Origin of the sequence: uncultured Selenomonas sp. (genome assembly GCF_963528755.1) — a bacterium.
Classification (GTDB): Bacteria; Bacillota; Negativicutes; order Selenomonadales; family Selenomonadaceae; genus Selenomonas.
The window spans coordinates 321,011-343,649 of record NZ_CAURXA010000002.1 but is presented as its reverse complement, the minus strand read 5'-3'; the positions used below and the strand labels follow the sequence as shown (position 1 = coordinate 343,649).

Genomic DNA, 22,639 nt, shown 5'->3' with positions numbered 1-22,639 from the left:
TCATGCACCGTCTTTTTATCTATGCGTCGTTTATTTCATCATGGCGGAGAGGGTGGGATTCGAACCCACGGTGCATTGCTGCATCACCGGTTTTCAAGACCGGCTCCATAAACCGCTCGGACACCTCTCCGTGACTTGCTGTACCATTTTAGCAAAAGGGGCGTGGACTGTCAATGCCTTTGTAGAGGTCGTTATAGCTATGTTAGAGAATCGGCTCAATCACGGCGCGAAAGCAGCGGTCGAGATCTTCGGGCGTCATCTTCCGGCCGCCCTTGATCCACCACAGTACCATTTCGACGAAGCTGCCCGTGATGTGGTTGACGAGGAAATCCTGCGGCACGGCGGGATTTTTCCTTCCGTGCGCGACGATGTGCAGGCGCACGAGCTCCTTCAAGCTGTCCTTGAAATAGCGCAGGATGATGTCGCTGCTCGCAGATGACAGCAGTCCGAGGATATTGCTGTCGTTTTCTTCGAGATGCTGCAGGAGGTGCAGGAAGACGGAGTGGGGCGCTTGGCCATCCGAGTACAGTCCGTGCGTGTGCGTGCGGTCCATTGCGCTGCCGACGATGTGGCCGAAAAGCTCCTCGCACAGAGCCTTGAGGAGATCGTCCTTCGTTTCGAAGTGCGCGTAGAAGGTCGTGCGTCCGATGTCGGCGCTGTCGATGATCTCCTGCACCGTGATCTTGTTGTAGCTCTTTTTTGCCGCAAGCTCGCTGAAAGCGGCAAAGATCGCCGCCTTCGTCTTTTTCTGCCGTCTGTCCATGGAATTCCCCTTCGCCGTACAAATTTATTGAGATGTTCCGTAAGAAACGCGGTGCTTCAATCATCCGTTGTTTTCTTGCGGACGTTTGCTTAGAATAATAAAGAACATTATGTTCTCTATTGCATTTATTGTACGAAAAAGGATGTCACCTTGTCAAGGAATAAGGAAATGGGGGATCTTTATGGCAGAAGCGAATGCGGTACAGGGAAAGAAACCTTTGCAGTCAAGCGGCTATGACTGCGACAGACTGCAAAGTGCGGCGGCGTTTCTCAAGAAGCTCAACGATTTTCTCGCGAGCCTTTCCATGACGCTCGTGGCAGCGGTGTTTCTGCTGCTCGATCTCGTGCCGCATGTGATGGAAGAGTTCGGCGCGGAAGCGGCGCCCATGCAGATTTTGCCGTTCGACCCCGCATGGGTTACGGTCGTCATCTGCGGCATTCCGCTGCTCTATCTGTCCGTTTGGCGCATCATTTACAATCGCGGCATCAGCAAGATCTCGTCGGCGCTTCTGATCTCGATGGCGATGCTTGCAGCGATCGCCATCGGCGATCTTTTCGCGGCGGGCGAGGTCGCCTTCATCATGGCGCTCGGTGCACTTCTCGAAGAGGCGATTACGGAGCGTGCGAAGAAGGGGCTGAAGAATCTCCTCGCGCTTTCGCCGACGCAGGGCCGGAGAATCCGAAACGGCAGGGAGGAAATGATCGCGCTCGAAGAGATCGTGCGCGGCGATGTGCTGCGCATCCTGCCCGGCGAACGGATTCCCGTGGACGGTACGATTCTCATAGGCGAGACTTCCATCGATCAGTCCGTCATGACGGGCGAATCCCTGCCCGTCGACAAGGGTGCAGGTGAAGAGGTCTTCTGCGGCACGCTCAACTGCTTCGGCTCAGTCGATGTCGAAGTGAAGGAGGTCGGCGAGTCGAGCTCCCTGCAAAGACTCATCCGCATGGTGCAGGAGGCCGAGGAGAAGCAGGCACCGATGCAGCGCATCGCCGACCGTTGGGCGAGCTGGCTCGTTCCCATCGTGCTTGTGCTCGCCGTCGGCGCCTATGCTGCGACGGCGAACATCATCATCGCCGTTACGCTGATGGTCGTCTTTTGCCCGTGCGCTCTCGTCTTGGCGACGCCCACGGCGATCATGGCGGCGATCGGACAGGCGACGAAGCGCGGCGTCATCATCAAATCGGGCGAGACCTTGGAAAAGATGGGCAAGGTCGATACGATCGCCTTCGACAAGACGGGCACATTGACCTGTGGCAAACTTTCCGTCAGCGATGTCCTGCCCTTTGATGAAGCTATCAAAGAAGAGGAATTGCTCCAAATCGTCGCCTCCGCTGAGGCGAGGAGCGAGCATCCGCTGGGCAAGGCGATCGTCACCCATGCGAAGGCACAGGACGTCGCGCTTGCGTCTTCGGAGGATTTTCGCATGACGGCAGGCAGGGGCGTCTCGGCAAAGGTCGCAGGGAGAAAACTCTTATGCGGCAGCGAGAGATACCTCGCGGAAAACGGCATCATGCCGGAAGCGTCGATGCGTGAAGCTTTGGAGCGCCTGCGCGCCGAAGGCAAGGCGCTCGTGCTCGCGGCGGAAGGGGAGAGGTGCATCGGTGCGCTCGCCCTCTCCGATACGCTGCGTCCCGAGGCGAAGGCGATGGTCGAGCGCCTGCACGCTATGGATGTGCGCACCGTACTCCTGACGGGCGACAACAAGGAAGCCGCCGCCTACTTTGCGAGCCAAGTCGGAATCGACGAGGTTCATGCGGGGCTTCTGCCCGAAGATAAGGTCGCACACGTCAGGAAACTGCAGGAAAAGGGGCGCAAGGTTCTGATGATCGGCGACGGCGTGAACGACGCACCCGCCTTGAAGTGTGCTGACGTCAGTGCGGCGATGGGCGCGATGGGAAGCGATATCGCCGTCGAAGCCGCTGACATAGCGCTGATGCGTGACGATGTTGGCGAGGTGCCCTACCTCAAGCGCCTCGCCAATGCCACGGCGACGACGATCAAGCTCAGCATAACGCTCTCAATGTGCATCAATTTCGCCGCCATCGTCCTGTCGCTCATGCAGAAGCTCAATCCTACGACGGGTGCACTCGTGCACAATGCCGGCTCGTGCTTCGTCGTCCTGATTGCGGCGCTGCTCTACGATAGGAAATTTGACTAGAGTTTTGCACATGGGATGTCGAATGAACTATACACAAAAAGAATCGTTGACAAACACGAAAGACTGTATTAAACTAGGACTAATGAAGTCATAAAAAATGAATATGACAGGGAATAGGTGTCGCAAGACTTAATAGGGAATCCGGTAGAAGCCGGAGCGGTCCCGCCACTGTAAGAGGAGTCCGCCAAGAAATACCACTGGAAAGCTTTCTGGGAAGGTTTGGCAGGGCGATGAATCTAAGCCAGGAGAACTGCCTGTTTCAACATCACCGTCGGCTTTGAGCTTTCCTCGAAGCCGGTACCTGCGAGCGATGGGTAGGGGATTTCGTCTATGAGTTTCGGGATAGATTTATCTCCGGTGCGTTTTGTCGCACCGTTTTTCTTTTCCATGAAAAATTCTGGCCGTCTGAACCTATGCTGTGGGTGCAGACGGTCTTTTTATTCGGGAGGGATAAATATATAAGACGGCATATCAAGAAGATATAGGAATTATTATCTATCTATTCTGAATATGATAGGACTATTTTGGGAAGGGCAAGGAGGCTGAATTATGTCAACAAGGAAAGAAAGGCGACTCATCGCAGGTGTTCTGTCAATGCTTACCGCAGGTGCATGGTTCTATCCAGCGACGGCGGGCGCGGCGAATGTGCCACAGGCGGCAGGGGAAGCGCAAGCGGCGGATGCCAAGGCGCAATACTATGAGACGGAGCCGATCACCGTCGAGGCGAAGCGTCCCGATTGGGAGGAAACGCTGTCGCCGGGTACGGTGACGGTCATTCGCCCCGAGGAGTTTCAGGGCGAGCAGAAGACGCTGCCCGATTTTCTCAAGATGGTGCCGGGTGTCCATGTACGTGAGGTCAACGGCAAGGGGCAGTATACGACGGTGACCGTGCGCGGCTCGACGGCAGCGCAGGTCGGCGTCTTCGTCGACGGCGTGCTGACGAACCTCGGCGGCGACGCGGCGGTCGACATCTCGACGATCCCCGTCAGCAACGTCGAGCGCATCGAAGTCTACCGCGGCTACATCCCCGCACGCTTCGGCGGCACCTTCATCGGCGGCGTCATCAACGTCGTGACGAAAAAGCCGACGGGCGCACACGGCTCGGCAGAAATCGGCCCCGGCTCCTTCGGCTCAAGGAAGGCGTCGGTCGAGATTACGGCGCCTGTCGGCTCGGGCAGTTTGCTCTTCGGATTGAATCACGAGTCGCGCGACGGGGATTTCCCGTATCACAGCTATGCGGCGGATCAGTGGTTTACGAATACGCAGGTGGGAAAGGACTACCTTGCGAATCAAAGCGAGCTGAATCAGCTTCTCGCAATGACACCGACAGAAATAGCGGCATATGAGGCTGCAAATGGCGGTTCCGGTATATGGCAAGCTACGATAGATGCCGACAGGCAGGCGCTCAGCGACAGCGAGAGCCTCGCAGAGGCGGCACGGAATGCAGAGCGCCGTCGACAATATAACGATTACAAGAATACCGATCTCCTCGTCAAATGGCAGAATAACGACTGGATGATCAAGGGAACCTACAAAACGGTCAACAGACACCTGCCCGACAGTCTCTGGGTTGATATGAAAAGTTACTACGACATGATTACGCCGGGACTGAAGGTCGATCGGGAAGATCTCTACAAACAAGACAGCCGGCGTCAGAAGATTCGCGCCTCGGAGCTCTTAGTGCAGCGCCGTTACATCGGGAAGCGCTTCGAATGGGGGTGGATGGCTGACTATCTGAACCAGAAAAAAGATTATCGCGCCGAGCACCTCTACACAGACACGACAAAAAAGTGGGATAACGTCCCCATGCGCGAGTGGAGTGAATATCGCTCGAATAAGTACAATGTGCAGCTCGATGGAACATACGAACTGGATAAACGCAATATGCTCGACTTCCAGATGAACTACTCGCACGAGCGCATGAATATACGCGGAGATGGCCTCGATAAGGTTATCGACGATGTGCAGGCGCAGATCGGTAACCTTTGGACGCAGATGCGCGATCAATTTGACCAGGACATCTTCAACATACAGATTCAGGATACGATCACGCTCGACAGGGAAAGTACATGGCAGCTGACGCCCGCCATCCGCTACAATCGCTCGAAGATCACGGGTTACAGCCGCTTCGGCAGATTCAATCCGGCAAAGACATACCATTGGATTCATCCGAAGGACGATCAGGTCGATGCGAAGGTGACATGGCAGCTTGCACTGAAAAAGAAATTCAATGACAGCTTCTCCATGCGCATGACGGGCGGCACCTATTTCCGCCTGCTCAATATGTACGAGATCGCGGGCGACGGCGCAGGCATCCTTCCCTCGCCGCGAGATTTCCGCGGCGAGAGCGCGGTGTTCCCGCAGCCGGAGGAAGGCAAGCAGTTTGACCTCAGCGCAATATGGAACGGCAAGGCGCTTGGCGCGGACAATCGGACGACGCTCACCTACTTCTGGCGCGATACGGATCGCATGCTCATGCTCTATCGCGCGGGACTTACGTATAGCTCTTATTTCAACGATGCGCGCGGCAAGGCGCACGGCATTGAGCTGCAGACGAATTTCCACTGGAAGAAGTTCGACCTTGATCTCGAGGGCACTTATCTCAAGATGAGTGCACAGCGCAAGGATTCAACGGTTCATTACGACTGGATGGACGTGCATCCGACCTTCCAGCCGGAATGGGAGGGAAATCTGCGCCTGACGTATCGTCCGACAAGCCAATGGCTCTTTTTCGGCGAGGCGCATTATCTCTCGAAGTACTACACGCATTATGCGCTTCCGACAACGAACGATGCCACTGAGCGCGAGCTTGCGGGTCGTCCGACGGAGCCGCTGACTACCGTCAACCTCGGTCTCAAGTGGTCGCCGCGCAAGGATATGACACTTTCGCTCGGCTGTAACGACGTGTTCGATCGAGGCCCGAAGCAGCGCGTCAACAGCCTGCAGCGCTTCGGCAGTGACCCGGGCAGCGTAAACATCGAGTATCCGCTGCAAGGACGCAGTTACTATATGACATTCCGCTATGAATTCTAGGGAGGGAATATTATGAAACCGCATTTTATCAAAGAGCAGCATGTGCGACTGACGGCGCTCGTCCTGGGTGGACTTCTCTACGGCTCAACTGCGTCTGCAGCAAACCTCGTCTCTACCATCCCATCCGACTACGGCAACAGCGAGATGGGGGCTGTGACAGGCTCGCGCGTGACGACGCATATCGATGCCGAAGGACATCCCGGCGTGCTGAAGAATCTGAACCGTGATCCTGCCTCCTTTGGTCTGCATCTGGCCGGCAAGAGCATGGTGTTTTTGCGCCAGTACACGTACAGTACGACGGAGCTTGAAGGGAATCTCCTCATCGATCCAAACTCCGAGGGTGCTGCAGCAGCTGTGGCGAGAGGCAAAGTCCTCGCCGTCCCGAATGCGCACGCAGCGGCAGGTACGGACACCCATATCTATGTGACGGGCTACGATCTCGGCAAGATCGGCGTCGTGCGACGTGTCGGCAACAAACTCTTTGAGAATCGTCCGGCAACCGTCGACCTCAAGGAGGACATCAAGAAATACTGCGGCTATAACTTCACGGAAACCTTCCAGAACCTTGACGAGGACAAGAACGGCGTAAAGGGCATGACCTATACGGGCGATCCCGCAAAGGCGGCGGTGCACGGCGAGGCGCTGCTCACCGTGGGGAAAAAACTCTATGTGGCGGCATCCGTCAACCCGCTCGGCGGCTATGACCCCTACGACGACGGCTTCCTCATGCAGTACGATATTCAGGATGACGGTACCCTGAAATTTGGCAGCTATACGCGCATCAGCCGCAATATCGACCAGGGCAGGCTCAACCGCTTCAACGATCATCTCCTCGTTTCGTGCATCGGCGGCTATCAGCACTACAACGGGACGGGAAACACACATTATACTGCCCTCAGCGTCGCAAAGATCGACGACAGCGGCAAATTGGTCGGCACGGAAAAGCGCAGCGTCAAACTGCCGACCGATGTGACGGCAACAGGTCAGGATATGCGCGATCTCAAGATCCTGCCCAACGGTACGGCCTATGTCATGACGTACAACCTCAGTCCGTCCGGCAGCAAAATCAGTGCGCATGTCTATCAGACGACCGTATCGAATCTGCTCTCCGATGATCCGAAGCCGTGGACCGATATTGTCGCCGTTGAGAATGAGGAAGGCTGGTTCGGCAAGCTCAATGCCGAGTACTATACGAAGCGCCTCTGGCTTGAGCTCGGCGATACGCTGCGCGCCTATGAGGATGGCGACGACACAGAGAGATACAAATGGCAGGCGAAAGATTTCTCCGACAACAAGGCATTCTCGCGCTTCAACAAGATCACGATGCTTGAGCCAGATCATGTCTATGGCGATACGGCATCCGTCGTGCTCGTGGCACCTGCGGCAGCAAACGATAAGGCTGTATGGAAGAGCGGCGCGGCACTTACGGACTCCGTCACGCAGACGCGGAACTTCGGCAGCGATGCCGTCATCAGCCTCGGCAAGGAGAAGCTCGGCGATTACAAGACGAATGTACTTGCAGGTATCTATGCTGATACGAAAGATGTTACGGTCACCACGCCTGGCACGCTGCATCTCCAAGTCGAGAACACTGTCGGCAATCCGACGGGAATCTATGCGGGCAAGGGGAAAAATGTCACGGTGAACGCCGGTGAAGTCAATATCGTCACCAAGGGATTTGCGGGCGGCAATACGCTGACGAATGCCATCCAGCTTGATGCAGCGAAGAACAAGGCTGCACAGATCATGCTCAATGCGCCCGTCAACATCTCAATGACGGGCGGTCTCGGCGGCAACGGTGTCGCTGTGCAGAAGAGCGACCGTCTCGGCGAAAAATCTTACGAGGCGAAAAAAGAGTCTTCCATTAGGATTGCCAAGGATTTGAAGATCGCGGGAGGATCAACCGACCAATGGGGTATTCCCATCAACCGTGAGAACGTATTCTCGCGCTTCAACAACGCCGGCATCCTCACGCAAGTCGAGAAGAGCAAAGTGACTGTAGACGGTAATGTGGATATGACCGTCTACGGCAACGGCGTAACGACGAATGCGAAGGACAGTAGTGTTCAGATTAGCGGCGGCTCGATCCAGGTTCCCGCTGGCATGAAATACAGCTACTATGCGCTCGGAGCTTATCAGGGCACGATCAATATGAATACGGGCGCAGACGGCGCTACACCTGGCACGCGGGATGTCCGCCTCGACGGCGACCTCTTCGCGCTGCCCACAGGTAAGCTGAATGTCGCCCTCACGACGGCGAATTCCAGACTACACGGACTCGTTGACAATGGCGGCACGGCGAGTCTCTATCTGCAGAACGGTGCTCTGTGGCAGAATGAGGGCCGCAATACGCGCTACTATCAGGATATTGAGGATGTTGGTGCAGGAACAGCGACCGGCACGGGAGCGGGAGCATCCTATATTGGCAAGAGCCGCGTCACAAACTTCCGCGGAGGTGCAACGGAGGCAGCACGCGGCGTCATCTTCCAAAAGGATGCGAATCCACTCAATATTGAAAACTACAGCGGTCACACACGTGTGCTTTTCGCTCATGAGGCAACGACACCGACGACGATACATGGCGGTGATCTCGTCATTGCACGTGCTGCTGCGAATAGCTCCATCACGTTGACGACGGATGCGACAGGATTGAATACCGAATCGAAGAAGGCAGTGGACAAGAATCTTGTGAGTGCGACGCTGAATGCACTGGCGAACAAGCTCTATTATATGGCATATACGACGAATGAACGTAATCTGACAGGCAAGACGGAAATCGCCGAGGGCCTTACGACGTCGGCGGTAAGCAGACGTGTGGAAAACATTACGTTCAACGCAGCAAATGGACAGGGGGGCTATGCTTACGCGCCCGCAGTCGATCCCAATCCGAAGCCGCAGCCCGATCCGAAGCCGCAGCCCGACCCGAAGCCGCAGCCTGATCCGAAGCCGCAGCCCGACCCGAAGCCGCAGCCTGATCCGAAGCCGCAGCCTGATCCGAAGCCGCAGCCCGACCCGAAGCCGCAGCCTGATCCGAAGCCGCAGCCTGATCCGAAGCCGCAGCCCGAACAAAGGACAGAATTCATGACGGGAATCACTGGCGGCGCTTCGGATACCGAGTATATCCAAGGCGGCGTGAAGAAGGCTGACGGCACATACGTTTTTCAGCGGACGGCGACGATCAAGACACCGACAGGCATTACGTCTTCAACGTCTTCCCCAGTCACCGTAACGATGGGAAGTGATGCGACTTTGAACATCCATGCTTCAAGGTACGGCGTCAATGCGGGCGAAAACAGCCGTGTGACCATAAGTGGCAGCCGCATTTCCATCGATATGGGAGATGTCACGAGCCGCCGCGTGATTCGCGCAGCAGCAGGTGCTATTGTTAATATCTCTTCAGGCTTTGACATCAAAGGCTCTATTGAGAACAGAGGCGGCGCCGTCACGTTGAGCGACATGGGCAAGACGAGCATGCTCGATGGTGATATCACGCAGTCGGACGGTACTCTGAATCTGAAGCTCAGAGGTGACAATTCCACGCTTCGGGGCAATATCCGTGCACGCGGCACGGTCGATATCGACCTTGCGGGAAAGAACGCCGTCTTTACGGGCAGCGTCAAAGAGCTGACACAGGCAGCAGCACTCCTGCGCGCAGCTGGGATGACAGCCGTCTCGTCAGACAGCTCATCAACGCGTAACGTCACGCTTGGCCCTACGGCGAAGTGGAATGTCACAGGAGCGTCTGACCTCACAAGCTTGAATGCACGGGGCGGCACGATTGTTCGTCAAGCGAATGGCGACTTGAATATCGTGAATTTCCAAGGCAAGGCGAAAGTCTTTTACAAGGGAAGCGCGACGGCGGACGGGACGTTGATGCTTACGCATGATGGGAAATTCACCGTGCAGAATGTGCTGGGTACAGGCAATGCCATTGCCTTCGTGACAGATGCTTTCAGCGGCAGCGATGAAGCTGACGAGAAAGTTGCAAAGTCTTTGGCGCAGCGTTTCGAATATCGCGGAGATGCAGCGAACATCGTGAAACAGAATGTCAATGGCCTGGGACTTGGCGTGACAATCGGAGACGGTATCACGAAATCCACGAAGCGTTATGCCATGCTTCTGAACACGAACGGTACGGCAGATGGCGTTATTGATATCGCAAAGACGGAATATGGCGATTATGAGACGAAGCTCATGAGCGGTGTCAAGTCGGCGATGACGGCATCGACGATGGCGTGGCGCGCTGAGGCGAACGATCTCATGAAACGCATGGGCGACCTCAGGCTCTCGCCGGAAGATGAAGGCGTCTGGGCGCGCGTCTACCGTGGCAAGTCGTCGAGCAACAAGGACAAGACAGACTTCCAGATGAACTACACGACGATCCAGGTCGGCTACGATAAGAAGGTCGGAGACGACTGGCGCGTCGGCATCGCCGGAAGCTACATGAAGGGAAGCTCCTCCTATGCGAGCGGCAATGGCAAAAACAAGGAAGGCAACTTCGGCGTCTACGGTACATGGACAGGGAAGAACGGCGAGTACGTCGACCTCATTGCGAAGATCGGCAGGCTCACAAACGAGTACACTGTCTACAACGACTTCGGTCACTACGTCAAGGGCGACTTCCACACATGGGGCGGCTCGCTCTCGGCAGAATACGGCAGGCGCATCAGCCTGAAGGGCGGCAGCTTCATCGAGCCGCAGATCGAGCTGATCTACAGCCATCTGAACGGCGTTGACTACACGGGCGACACGGACTATGTTGGCAGGAAGATGCATGTGCGCCAAGGGGCGATGAACAGCTTCGTCAGCCGCCTCGGTATCGGCTTCGGCCAGGAGACGGAGCGCGGCACATGGTTTTTGAAGGCGTCACTCTACCACGAATTTGCGGGCGACCTTTCGACGGACTACTCCGACGGCTTCACGCCGAAGAGCACGACACAGAGAGGCAGGGACACATGGGTCGGCATCCAGTTCGGCGGCACGATGAAGCTCAATGACAGGACGAGTCTCTACGGCGATTTTGAGAAGACCTTCGGCGGCGACATCAAGACCGATTGGCGCATTGACGCAGGACTTCGCTGGAGTTTCTAAAGAGTTTCATATTTTGAACGACAGCAGTTGAAATGTTGTGGGAAAACAAGAAGCCGCTTTACTTCAAGCTTCTTGTTTTCTCAATAACATGATAGTTTCTGGTCATGTGATTCGTGATTTAAAAAGAATAGGAGGCGGAAAGTATGAAGAAAGGGAGCTTTTTCAGACGGAAGCATTTGCCGCTGAGTGCGCTCGTTCTTGGCGGGTTGCTATATGCTTCGACCGCAAGCGCAGCGACGCTTGTGACGAGCATTGCGACGGACTATTCGGATGGTCAGATGGGCAGCTTGTCCGGCTCGCAGACGAATGGCTTCACGGACGATTCTCCGCAGGAGGGTGTTCTTAAGAATCTGGGCGGAGATGCATCTGTATTCAATTTTCATCAGCAGGGCACGAGCAAACTCCTGCTGAAGTACAGCTTGGGCGGTGAGACGACATATCGCCTCCTCGACCCGGATGCTCTCGGAGAATCATCCGAAGGAGCGAAGGGGAAACTGACTTCGGTGCAGAATCCTCATGCGGTGGCGGCAACAGACAACTTCATTTATGCGACGGGCTATGATCTCGGGAAGATCGGCGTCATTCGTGAAGACGGCGGCGCACTCAAGGAGCAGACGGCTACTGTCATCGATCTGAAAAATGATATCAAGCAGCATGCCGGTTATCAATTCACGGAAAGCTATACGAACAACGATACGGGAGAGACGGAGACAGGCAATCCCGCAGCTGCAAAGGTGCATGGCGAGGCGCTCCTCGTCGACGGACGCAATCTCTATGCAGCGGTCTCAGTCAATCCGACGGGCAGTTGGAACAGCTATGACGACGGCTTCCTCATGCAGTATAAGATCAAGGATGACGGCAGCCTGGAATTCGGCAGCTATACGCGCATCGGACGTAATACGGATCAAGCGCGGCTGAACAAGTTCAACGACCATATATTGCTCACGGCAATCGGCGGCAAGCAGAACAACGGTGCAGGCAATGCTTCCCATACGGAGATCAGTATTGCGCAAATAGGTACTGAGGGCAAACTATCGAGCATGGTGCAGAAGAAGGTGGAACTTCCTGCGGCTGTGAAATCGACGGGCGAAGATATGCGAGATTTGAAAGTCATGCCGAACGGCACGGCGTATGTCATGACGTACAATTTGTCGACATCTGGCGGTATTGATGCGCACGTCTATCAGACGACCGTATCGAACCTGCTCTCTGCTTCCCCGCAGGAATGGACGGAAGTGGCGTCTGCTCAAGGCATGGATGGCTATTTCGGCAAGCTTGATGCCGATCAGACCACACGGAATCTCTGGCTGGAGCTGGGCAATACGCTGCAGCGTTATGGAGACGGAGACAGTACGGCGACAGCCACTTGGCAGGCGAAAGATTTTTCTGCCAATAAGAATCATGCGAATTTCAACAAATTCCTTATGGTCAAGTCGGATCAGGTCAGCGGGAAGACGGCCTCTGTCGTACTTACGCTGCCGAAGGAACTTGGCGCTGTGACAAGGACTGCGGAAAGGAATGGAGATGCCGAATGGCTTGGTTATCCGGACATTACGGAATCTATCACAGAATCCCAAGACATTGATGCAGATACCGTTGTATCCATCGGAAAGGATAAGATTGGCAATCCCACCACAAACGTCGTAGCGGCCATCTATGCCAAGACGAATGACGTAACGATAAATGCAGATACGAATCCCCTGCAGCTTCAGGTGGAGAATACCGTAGGCAATCCAACGGGAATCTATGCTGGAGAAGGGAGCAACCTGACGCTGACAGCGGACAAGATCAATATCATCACGAAGGGTCTTGAAGGCGGCAACAGTTTGACGAATGCGATTCAGTTGGATGATTCGGCGGAGACCGGTCCGACTATGACGCTCAACGGTGATGTGAATATCTCAATGTCGGGCGGCCTTGGCGGCAACGGTGTAGCCGTTCAAATGCATGATCGCTTTGGAGAGCCGTCTGTAGGGACGGTTTCAGGTGCAGGCATCGACATCAATGGAAACCTGAAGATCGCTGGCACGGATACGGGGAAATGGGGTATCCCGCTCAATCGCGAGAACGTATTCTCGCGCTACAACAATGCCGGCATATTGACGCATACGAGCGGTTCTTATGTCAACGTCTCCGGTGACGTCGATATGACGGTCTACGGCAATGGCGTGTCGGCAGGGCGAGGCGGTGAAGGCGCTACGACGGTCACGATTGCCGGCGGCGGCAGGATTCAAGTGCCTGCCGGAACGAAGTACAGTTACTACGCTCTCGCTGCCTATGGCGGAGAGATCCGGATGAACTTGGGCGCTGATGGCAGGACGCCCGGCACGAGAGACGTACAGCTCGACGGCGACCTTTTTGCAGACAAGGACAGGGGAGGGGTGGGCGTTGCCCTCACAACAGACAAATCATGGCTGCACGGCCTCGTCGATACACAGTTCTCGAATCTTTACCTGCAAAACGGCGCGAAATGGCTCAACGAAGCACGAAACGAACGTTACTATCAGGACATAGAGGACATCGGCGCAGGTGAAGTCGTTGGTACGGGAAAAAGCAAGCGCTACATTGGCAGAAGCAATATTGGTCAATTCTTCGGCGGCACGAGTGCAGAAAAGCGCGGCATCATCTATCAGAAAGATGCGAAGCCCATCACGATGGGAAATTACAGCGGACATACGGTCGCTGTCTACGATCACGATGCGGCTGCCCCGACGACGTTTAAAGCCGGCGACATCGTCATCAACAAGGCGGTAGGTACGGAGAATGTCTTCACGCTCTTCACGGATGCGGGCGGCGTGACGGCAGCGAATCAGAACACGGTTCTCAATGCACTGGCGAACAAGCTGACGTACAAGAGCTATGCAGACGGCAAACTCTCGGGCAAGCTTTCCATCGGCGAGGGATTGACGCTTTCCTCCATCAACAAGGACATCACTTTCGCGAGTGAGAAGGGCAGCTACTCGGCAGGATCGCCGCCGACGCCTCCTTCGGGCAATGAGCAGACGACGACGGAGTTCACGAAGCGTCTCTTCGGTACGACGGATCAGGAATATGTCGATGCACATGTCAAGCAGGCGGACGGCACGTATCGCTTCACGAAGGATTCGACGATCACTTACAGGAATGGGGCAGCGATGACTCGGGGCGCGATCGCACCGAGTGCAGACGTCAAAATCGACGCGACGGGCCGCACCCTGACCGTAAAGACCGGCGGAGGGAGGGCAACCGTCAAGGAGTCGGCAGCCATCCAAAACGACAGCAAATCGCTCGACATCAAGGCCGGGACGCTGCGTCTCATCGCCAATGACACGATCTCGGCTGCCCCTTTGGGGTCCGCATGGGGCATCCGCACAGCGGGCGGCACGACGAATATTTCCGGCATGACAGAGATTGACGTCAGCGGTACGAAGGTCAGTAAGGCGGTGCAGGCGTTCAATGGCACAGTGACGCTTGACGGCTTGACGGCGGCGACGAATGACGCTGCCGAGGATGCGGCGTCCCTCGACGCGCGGAACAGCGGCAGGATCAATGTCAACATCGAAGATGACGTTGAAGGCGACAGCACGGTCAAGCTGAGCGGCAACATTGTTGCGCACGATGCAGGAAGCCGCGTCGATGCGGCACTCACGGGAGCCGACTCCTATCTGAAAGGACTTGCTTTTGGCAGCGGTACGCTCAACCTGTGGTTGAAGAACGGCGCAGCATGGCATAATGCGAATCGGAGCACTGTGCTGCCGACGGGGTACGCAGGCGGACGCATCGCGAAGCTGACTGGCGGCGATTCGGCGGCAGAGGCGGGCGTGATTTTCCAGAACGATGCGAAGGATATCACGATTGGAGATTACAGCGGCTATACGCGTGTATTCTACAAGCACGATGCGTCTGCGCCGAAAAACATCATCGGCGGCGCACTGCGCATCGCGCGCTCAGAGGCGGACAGCGGCGTCACGCTGACGACGGATCATGCGGGACTCGCTATGGATTCGACGGATGAAGATGATGTGAAGCTTGTTGATGAGACACTGAATGCGCTTGCAAACAAGCTCTGGTATGATGCGTACAAGACGAACGAGCGCAATCTCACAGGCAAGGTGGAGATCGCTGAGGGTCTGACCACGGCGTCTGCGAGCAAGCGCATTGAGAACATCACATTCGACCAGGCGACGGGGCAAGGCGGCTATACACCAGCGGCGGCAGGACAGACGACGACGGAGTTCACCACGCAGCTGACGGGTGACGAAGACAAGGATGAGGAATACGTCGATGCAAGGGTTCGTCAGGACGATGACAGCTATCGGTTCACGAAGGATTCGACGATTGCCTATCAAAACAATTCGCCTTCAAGAAGCGGCGCGATTCTTTCCAAAAAGAATCTGAATATCGACGCTTCGGATCATGTGCTGACGATCAAGACCGGCGGCGAGAGCGACAGAGTCACGGAATCTGCCGGCATCTGCCTCGCGCCCAAGAAGAAGGTCAATATCAAAGCAGGCACGCTTCGCTTGTTTGTGAACGATGAAAATTCTGCTGGCCCACTGAAAATGGCGTATGGCATCAAGGGTGATAAGGGGACACTCACCACTTCCGGCATGACCGAGATGGATGTTGGCGGTTCGGAAGTCAGCCATGGCGTCCATGCTTATATGGATGATGCCATGACACTGGACGGTCTCAGCGTCAAGGTGAACAAGGCGGCTGCGGATGCGGCGGCTCTCTATGCCGGCTATACGGGACGTCTCGGCATCAATGTCAAAGACGGTGCGGCAGGCAGCAGCGCCGTCCGCCTCGACGGAAACGTCGTCTCGCAGGATATGCAGAGCCGTATCGATGTCGCGCTTACAAACTCTTCATCGTACATCAAGGGTCTTGCCTACGGTGACGGCACACTCAACATGTGGCTGCAGAACGGCGCCGTATGGCGCAACGTGAACCAGGGCGCGGCGTTGCCGAAAGCCTATTGGGGCAGCCGCATCACCACGCTTGTCGGCGGCGCTTCGCCCGAGCGTGCGGGAATGATTTTCCAGAACGAGGCCAATACCATCGCTGTCGATCAGTACAGCGGCTACATGCGCGCGTTCTACGGGCATGACGCTGCCAATCCAAAGAAGGTCATCGGCGGTGCGCTGCTGATCGGCCATGCGAAGACGGGCAGCGGCATTACCATGACGACGGACAGCACGGGTTTGAATACAGCTGCCGGAGCATCTGCAGCCGAAAAGAAACTCGTGGATGAGACGCTCGGCGCACTGGCGAACAAACTTTGGTATCGTGCTTACAAGGACGGCGAGCGGAATCTTACGGGCAAGGTAGAAATCGCCGAAGGACTTACGGCGTCGTCTGCAAGCAAGCGCATTGAAAATATCGCGTTTGACGAGAATACCGGCAAGGGCGTTTACGGTACGCCGACTGCGCCCGGACAAGCGAAGACCGAGTTCACCACGGGCATCACAGGCGAGGCTTCACGAGATGTCGAATATACGGATGCCGGTGTACGTCAGGAAGACGGAAGTTACGTCTTTACGAAAGATACGAAGATCACGGCGGGAGAGACCGAGATCAAGGCCGGTGCGTGGCTGACCACATTCAGCGCAGCAATCTCGAATTCCGACGTAAAGACCCCTGTAAACATTGACCTCAAGGGCAAGAACCTCACGGTCAATACGAAGACCGATATCAGCACGGTGGGCATCACTGCGATTGGCAACGGGGCGCAGCTGAATATCGAGAACGCCGGCGCGATTACCGTCAATGCAGAAAATACGGGCGGTTCTCAGACAGCGGCGGTCTATGCCAACAGCGGCGGCAAGGTTCATATCAAAAACGGCGGCGGAGACCTTGAATCCAAGGTTCTCAAGGTGCGCGCCAACAATGTGAATACGAAGACGAACGTCGCCGTCATCAAGACGATGAACGGCGTGCCGGGCGCCGAGTCCAATATCACGATTGATGGACTCGTCGATGTCCTAGCGGAAGGCAACAAGGACAAGAACAGCGGTGCGAACGAAGCCGTTAGTGCCGTTGCCTCTACTATCGACATCGGCGGCGGCACGATCAAGACAGTCGGCGACACGTGGGCGGCGATTCGCGCCTATGGCGAATTCGTCACACAGAATACCGGCGTGGTCAATTTTAACGTCACGAAAGACGCATCCGGCATGGCGACCGGAGCCGGTAAGAACCGTGCCATCATCGAGGGCGATTTCTCCACGAACGGCGGCATGGGCACGAAGGGGCGCATCAGCGTCGGTCTCTCTACGCCCGAATCGTACTGGCACGGCAACTATGTCGATACGCACGGTTACGGCGTGACGCAGGGGCAATATGGCAGCGTCAACCTCTTCATGAAGAACGGATCCCATTGGAAGGGTTTTGCGAGCGGCGTTATGAACGTCGAGATGTCGGGTGCTGATACGAAGTGGACCGGCTTCAACATCGAAGACAATATGAAGCTTACGCTCAAGGACGGCGCGACATGGTACAATGCCGTCACCCCTGAGCAGAAGGGGTGGAAGGACGTCGCCGCCATCAGTCGGGTGAAAAACTTCAGCGGCAGCGGCGGCTTCATCGACATGACAGGCATGAATCGCTTCCTCGGTCTTGGTGACAGTCTCGACCAGACCGGCGTCCCAGGCGCCGCGGTACAGGGAAAATGCTCGGCCATCATTGAGAAGGGGGTCGGCGAAACGGGTAACCTCGAAATCGAGGAGTTCAGCGGCGATACGACCGTGCGCTACCGTCACGATGCCGCAGCGCCGACGACGGTCTATGGCGGCACGACCACCATCAAGAAAGCCGCGGCAGGCAGCAAGATCACGATGCTGACGGACAATGCCGGCCTCAATACAGAATCGACCAAGGCGGCGGATGTGAACCTCGTGAGCGCGACGCTGGATTCCCTTGCAAAGAAGCTCTGGTACGACGCCTACAAGACGAACGAGCGCAATCTCACGGGAAGGGCGACCATCGCTGAAGGTCTTACGGCATCGTCTGCAACGAAGCGCATCGAGAATATCACGTTCGACAAGACGACAGGGCAGGGCGGTTATGTTTATACGCCGCAGGCAGAAATATCGACCGACCCGATCACGAAGTCGGAGACGTTGACCTATGATCGTCAGGCGCTTGCAACACAGCCGAACGCGAAAGGCGGGACGGTTGTATCGGCACTCTATACGGACAATACGGCCTATGATAAGCAGCATCCGATGCTGGTCGATATGAACGGGCACAGCTTAAATATTGAAGCGAACAGCACAGTCAAGATTGCTGATGCAGTCTATATCGGCAGCAACAAGCATGTGAAAATCGTGAACAGTGGTGCAGGAAAGACGCTGACCGTCAGGGCCACGAATACGGATACGCGTGCCGCCAACGGCATCTATGCAGATGCGAATGCCAGCCTGCAGATTGATGCTCCCGTCAAGATCGAAGAAGTTCATACCAAAGGGTATAATGCGACAGCGATACAGACAACGAGCACGATCGGTACGAAGAGCAGTGTTGCCATCAATGGCGATCTTACGGTCGGTTCCGTTCGGGCGGATCGCGTGGACACTAAAAAACATCTTGCGGATGATGGACGCAACCTGGCGGCTTTGCAGACGACGGGTGATGAAACTTCCATCACGGTAAAAGGCAATGTTGATATCCAAAACATCAAGGGCAGCGTGTTGAAGGCGGTCGGAGCGAACAGTCTCATCGATGTTGGCGGCGGTACGATTTCAGCTGCCGAGGATGGCGACCACACGAAACAGTACTATGCTGTGCATGCTGAAAAGGGTACGGTGAATATCAACAGCCCCGCAGGCGTCAGCGGAAACCGGAAGACAAATATCACGGGCGATATGTATGTCACGCATGAATATGGCAAGAAAACCGTCGAGTACAGCGGCGGGCAGCTTGTGGACTTCGCCTCGAAAGGCGTGTTGAATGCGTCGTTGACGACGGTGGACTCTTCATGGACGGGAGCAGCGACATACGATGTCAATCGGACGGACTTCCAGAAGGGAGGCTTTTTGGCGCATGATGTTGGTCAGTTCAACTTGACCCTACGGAATAGTGCGCTCTGGACGAATGAACTGAGATCCAGTGCTGCGGACGCATGGAAGGGAAGCCACGTCACACATCTGACGGGCGGTTCATCGGAAGATCGTGCCGGGGTGATCTTCCAAAAGAATGACAAGGACATCACAATCGATGACTATATCGGTTATATGAAGATTCTCTTTGCGCATGACACAGCTGCACCGACGCAGATGAAGGGCGGCAATGTCGTCATCAACAAGGCGGCAGGGGGAAGCCGAGTCACACTGCGCACGGACAGCAACGGTCTTCGTACGGACTCGACGCTCATCGAAGATAAGAATCTCGTGAGTGCGACGCTGAACGCCCTCGCGAACAAGCTCTATTATACAGCGTATAAGAACGGTGAGAAGAGCCTGAGCGGCAAGGTGGAAATTGCTGAGGGGCTTACTTCGTCTGCCGCAGCGAAGCGCATTGAGGACATCACGTTTGACGCTGCGACGGGCAGAGGCGGCTACTCGTATACGCCGCTGCTCCCTCCGCCGCCATCGCAGACACAGAGCGATTTCACGACCGCCATCAACGGTGAGGAGACGCACGACACCGTATATGCAAACGCAGGTGTCCGCAGGTCGGATGGGCGCTATATCTTTACAAAAGACTCCACGATTACGACAGGCAAGGACATGATCGCAGCAGGCGCATGGATGAGCAATATCAGCGCGGCAATCTCAAGCGCCAATACGGGAAAGACGCTTGATGTCGATCTGGGCGGTAAGAACCTCGCCGTCAAGACGAAGACGGATGTCAGTACGACGGGCATCTCCGCCATCGGTAAGGGCTCCAAGGTTGACATCAAGAACGCTGGTACCATCTCCATCGATGCGGAGAGCACGAACTATGGACAGACAGCGACGCTCTTTGTCAACGGCGGCGGTGCGATCCATATCGCTAACGGCGGCGGCAATCTTGAGGACAAGGTGCTCAAGGTTCGTGCAAACGGGAACTATAAGACGAACGTCGCCGTCATCAAGTCGATGAATGGCGTGACGGGCGCTGAATCGAACATCACCATCGACGGTCTTGTCGACGTGCTCGCGGACGGAAACGACGCAGCAAATGGCAAGGGTGCGAACGAAGCGGTCAGCGCTGTCGCCTCGACCATCAACATCGGCGGCGGCACGATCAAGGCTGTAAACGGTGCATGGGCGGCGATCCGCGCCTACGGCGAGTTTGTATCGGACAACTATGGCACGGTCAACTTCAACGTCACAAAGGACGCCGGCGGTCTCGCGAACGGTGCTGGCACGAATCGCGCCGTCATCGAAGGCGATATCGTCACGAACGGCGGCATGGGTACGAAGGGGCGCGTTTCCGTCGGGCTTTCGACGGCAGACTCGCACTGGATTGGCAACTATGCCGATACGCGCGGCTACGGCGTGACGCCGGGGCAGCTCGGCGCCGTCAACCTCTTCATGAAGAACGGCTCCTATTGGAAGGGTTTTGCCAACGGCTCCATGAAGGTGGAGATGAGCGGTGCGGGCACGACGTGGACAGGCTTCCATATCGGCGAAAACCTGCAGCTCAAGCTCGCTAACGGCGCCATCTGGCACAACGCCATCACGCCGGAGCAGAAGGATCAGGACAGTAAGTCGGCAATCAGTAGGGTCAAGTACTTCACGGGCAGCGGCGGCTTCATCGACATGACAGGGACATACCGCTTCCTCGCATCAAGCAACAGCCTCTCCGGCGCACCCGTACAGACGGGATCGTCTGCAATCGAAGAAAAGGGTCTGGGCGAGACGGGTGACCTTACGATTGACAGCTACAGCGGCAATACGAAGGTACTCTATCGCCATGATGCCACGATGCCGACGACGGTTTACGGCGGTAGGCTCATGATCAAGAAAGCGGAGGCGAACAGCGCCATTACTCTGACGACGGACAACGCCGGACTCAATACGGAATCGACGAAGGCAACGGACAAGAACCTCGTGAGCCAGACGCTGAACTCCCTTGCGAACAAGCTCTGGTACGACGCGTACAAGGAGAGCGAGCGCAACCTCACAGGCAAGGCGGAGATCGCCGAAGGCCTCACGACATCGTCTGCAAGTAAGCGGTTGGAGAACATCACGTTCGATGAAGCGACGGGTCAAGGCGCCTACAAGTACACGCCGGCGGAGGATCCGAAACCAGATCCGAAGCCAGATCCGAAGCCGGATCCGAAACCAGATCCGAAACCAGATCCGAAGCCGGATCCGAAGCCGGATCCGAAACCGGATCCGAAGCCGGATCCGAAACCAGATCCGAAACCAGATCCGAAGCCGGATCCGAAACCAGATCCCAAGCCAGATCCGAAACCGAATCCGAAGCCGAATCCCAAGCCCAATCCGAAACCGAATCCGGATTCGAAGATTGAATACGGTGACTATGAGACGAAGCTTATGAGCGGCGTCAAATCGGCGATGACGGCATCGACGATGGCGTGGCGTGCCGAGGCGAACGATCTCATGAAGCGCATGGGCGATCTCAGGCTCTCGCCAGAAGGTGAGGGAATCTGGGCGCGTGTCTACCGCGGCAAGTCGTCGAGTAACAAGGACAAGATGAACTTCCAGATGAACTACACGACGATTCAGGTCGGCTACGACAAGAAGGTTGGAGACGACTGGCGTGTCGGGGTTGCCGGAAGCTACATGAAGGGAAGCTCCTCCTATGTGAGCGGTAATGGTACGAACAAGGAAGGTAATCTCGGTATCTATGGCACATGGACAGGCAAGAACGGTGAATATGTCGACATCATTGCGAAGATCGGCAGGCTCACGAACGAGTACACCGTCTACAATGATTTCGGTCACTATGTCAAGGGTGATTTCCACACATGGGGCGGATCGCTCTCGGCAGAATACGGCAGGCGCATCAGTCTGAAGGGCGGCAGCTTCATCGAACCGCAGATCGAGCTGATCTACAGCCATCTGAACGGTGTCAACTATACAGGTGAAACGGACTATGCTGGGCAGAAAATGTATGTGCGTCAAGGCGCGATGAACAGCTTCGTTGGCCGCCTCGGCGTCGGCTTCGGACAGGAGACGGAGCGTAGCACGTGGTTCCTGAAGGCGTCGCTCTATCATGAATTCGCGGGAGACCTCTCGACGGACTACTCCGACGGGTCTAGCCCATGGAAGACGACGCATCAGGACGGCAAGGACACCTGGGTTGGCATTCAGCTCGGCGGTACGACAAAATTGGGTGACAGGACGAGTCTCTACGGCACGTTCGAGAAGACCTTCGGCGGCGATATCAAGACGAATTGGCGCGTCGATGCGGGACTTCGTTGGAGCTTCTAAGGAATCCGCCGAAAGGAAGGACGAAAGAATGGAGGAGAATGGCGCCGCCGTAGGAACGGCATAAAAGAAAAAGAAGCGAAAAGCAGGGATTCTGCACGAAAAAGATTTCGTGCAGAATCCCTGTTATACTTTTGGAAGGAGCCGACATAAGAGGTCCGAGCTTATGTGCGGCTCCTTCTTCCTCCCCTCCAGATTCTTGACGTTGGATGTTCGTCTATGATAGAC

General features: G+C 56.0%; 5 protein-coding genes, 1 tRNA gene and 1 riboswitch. Of the genes, 4 read left to right on the top strand and 2 right to left on the bottom strand.

The features are described from left to right. Positions 1-41 precede the first annotated feature (41 nt). A tRNA-Ser gene (locus tag RWS31_RS03715) sits at positions 42-130 on the bottom strand. Between the two features lie 72 nt (positions 131-202). After that, on the bottom strand, positions 203-763 hold the full coding sequence (locus tag RWS31_RS03710) for a TetR/AcrR family transcriptional regulator (protein ID WP_314596187.1): 561 nt from the start codon (positions 761-763) through the stop codon (positions 203-205). 181 nt (positions 764-944) lie between these two features. On the opposite strand from RWS31_RS03710, the gene RWS31_RS03705 reads away from it, so the two are divergent. The 4 genes from RWS31_RS03705 to RWS31_RS03690 all read left to right on the top strand — a co-directional run bounded on the left by RWS31_RS03705 (position 945) and on the right by RWS31_RS03690 (position 22,414). After that, positions 945-2,924, top strand: coding sequence for a cation-translocating P-type ATPase (locus RWS31_RS03705; protein WP_314596185.1), 1,980 nt, complete (start codon positions 945-947; stop codon positions 2,922-2,924). Between the two features lie 98 nt (positions 2,925-3,022). Next, a riboswitch (cobalamin riboswitch) is annotated at positions 3,023-3,197 on the top strand. A 276-nt stretch (positions 3,198-3,473) separates the two neighbouring features. After that, on the top strand, positions 3,474-5,957 hold the full coding sequence (locus tag RWS31_RS03700) for a TonB-dependent receptor plug domain-containing protein (RefSeq protein ID WP_314596183.1): 2,484 nt from the start codon (positions 3,474-3,476) through the stop codon (positions 5,955-5,957). A gap of 12 nt (positions 5,958-5,969) precedes the next feature. Further along, positions 5,970-11,048, top strand: a complete 5,079-nt coding sequence (locus RWS31_RS03695) for an autotransporter outer membrane beta-barrel domain-containing protein (protein WP_314596181.1) — start codon at positions 5,970-5,972, stop codon at positions 11,046-11,048. A gap of 143 nt (positions 11,049-11,191) precedes the next feature. Beyond that, positions 11,192-22,414 (top strand): autotransporter outer membrane beta-barrel domain-containing protein, encoded by an 11,223-nt coding sequence (locus RWS31_RS03690; protein ID WP_314596179.1) that lies wholly within the window; start codon positions 11,192-11,194, stop codon positions 22,412-22,414. Positions 22,415-22,639 lie beyond the last annotated feature (225 nt).

What these genes read in the sequence shown, in the direction of transcription:
- RWS31_RS03695 (WP_314596181.1), top strand. Translation starts at nt 5,970, where the DNA reads ATGAAACCGCATTTTATCAAAGAGCAGCATGTGCGACTGACGGCGCTC.
- RWS31_RS03700 (WP_314596183.1), top strand. Translation starts at nt 3,474, where the DNA reads ATGTCAACAAGGAAAGAAAGGCGACTCATCGCAGGTGTTCTGTCAATG.
- RWS31_RS03690 (WP_314596179.1), top strand. Translation starts at nt 11,192, where the DNA reads ATGAAGAAAGGGAGCTTTTTCAGACGGAAGCATTTGCCGCTGAGTGCG.
- RWS31_RS03705 (WP_314596185.1), top strand. Translation starts at nt 945, where the DNA reads ATGGCAGAAGCGAATGCGGTACAGGGAAAGAAACCTTTGCAGTCAAGC.
- RWS31_RS03710 (WP_314596187.1), bottom strand. Translation starts at nt 763, where the DNA reads ATGGACAGACGGCAGAAAAAGACGAAGGCGGCGATCTTTGCCGCTTTC.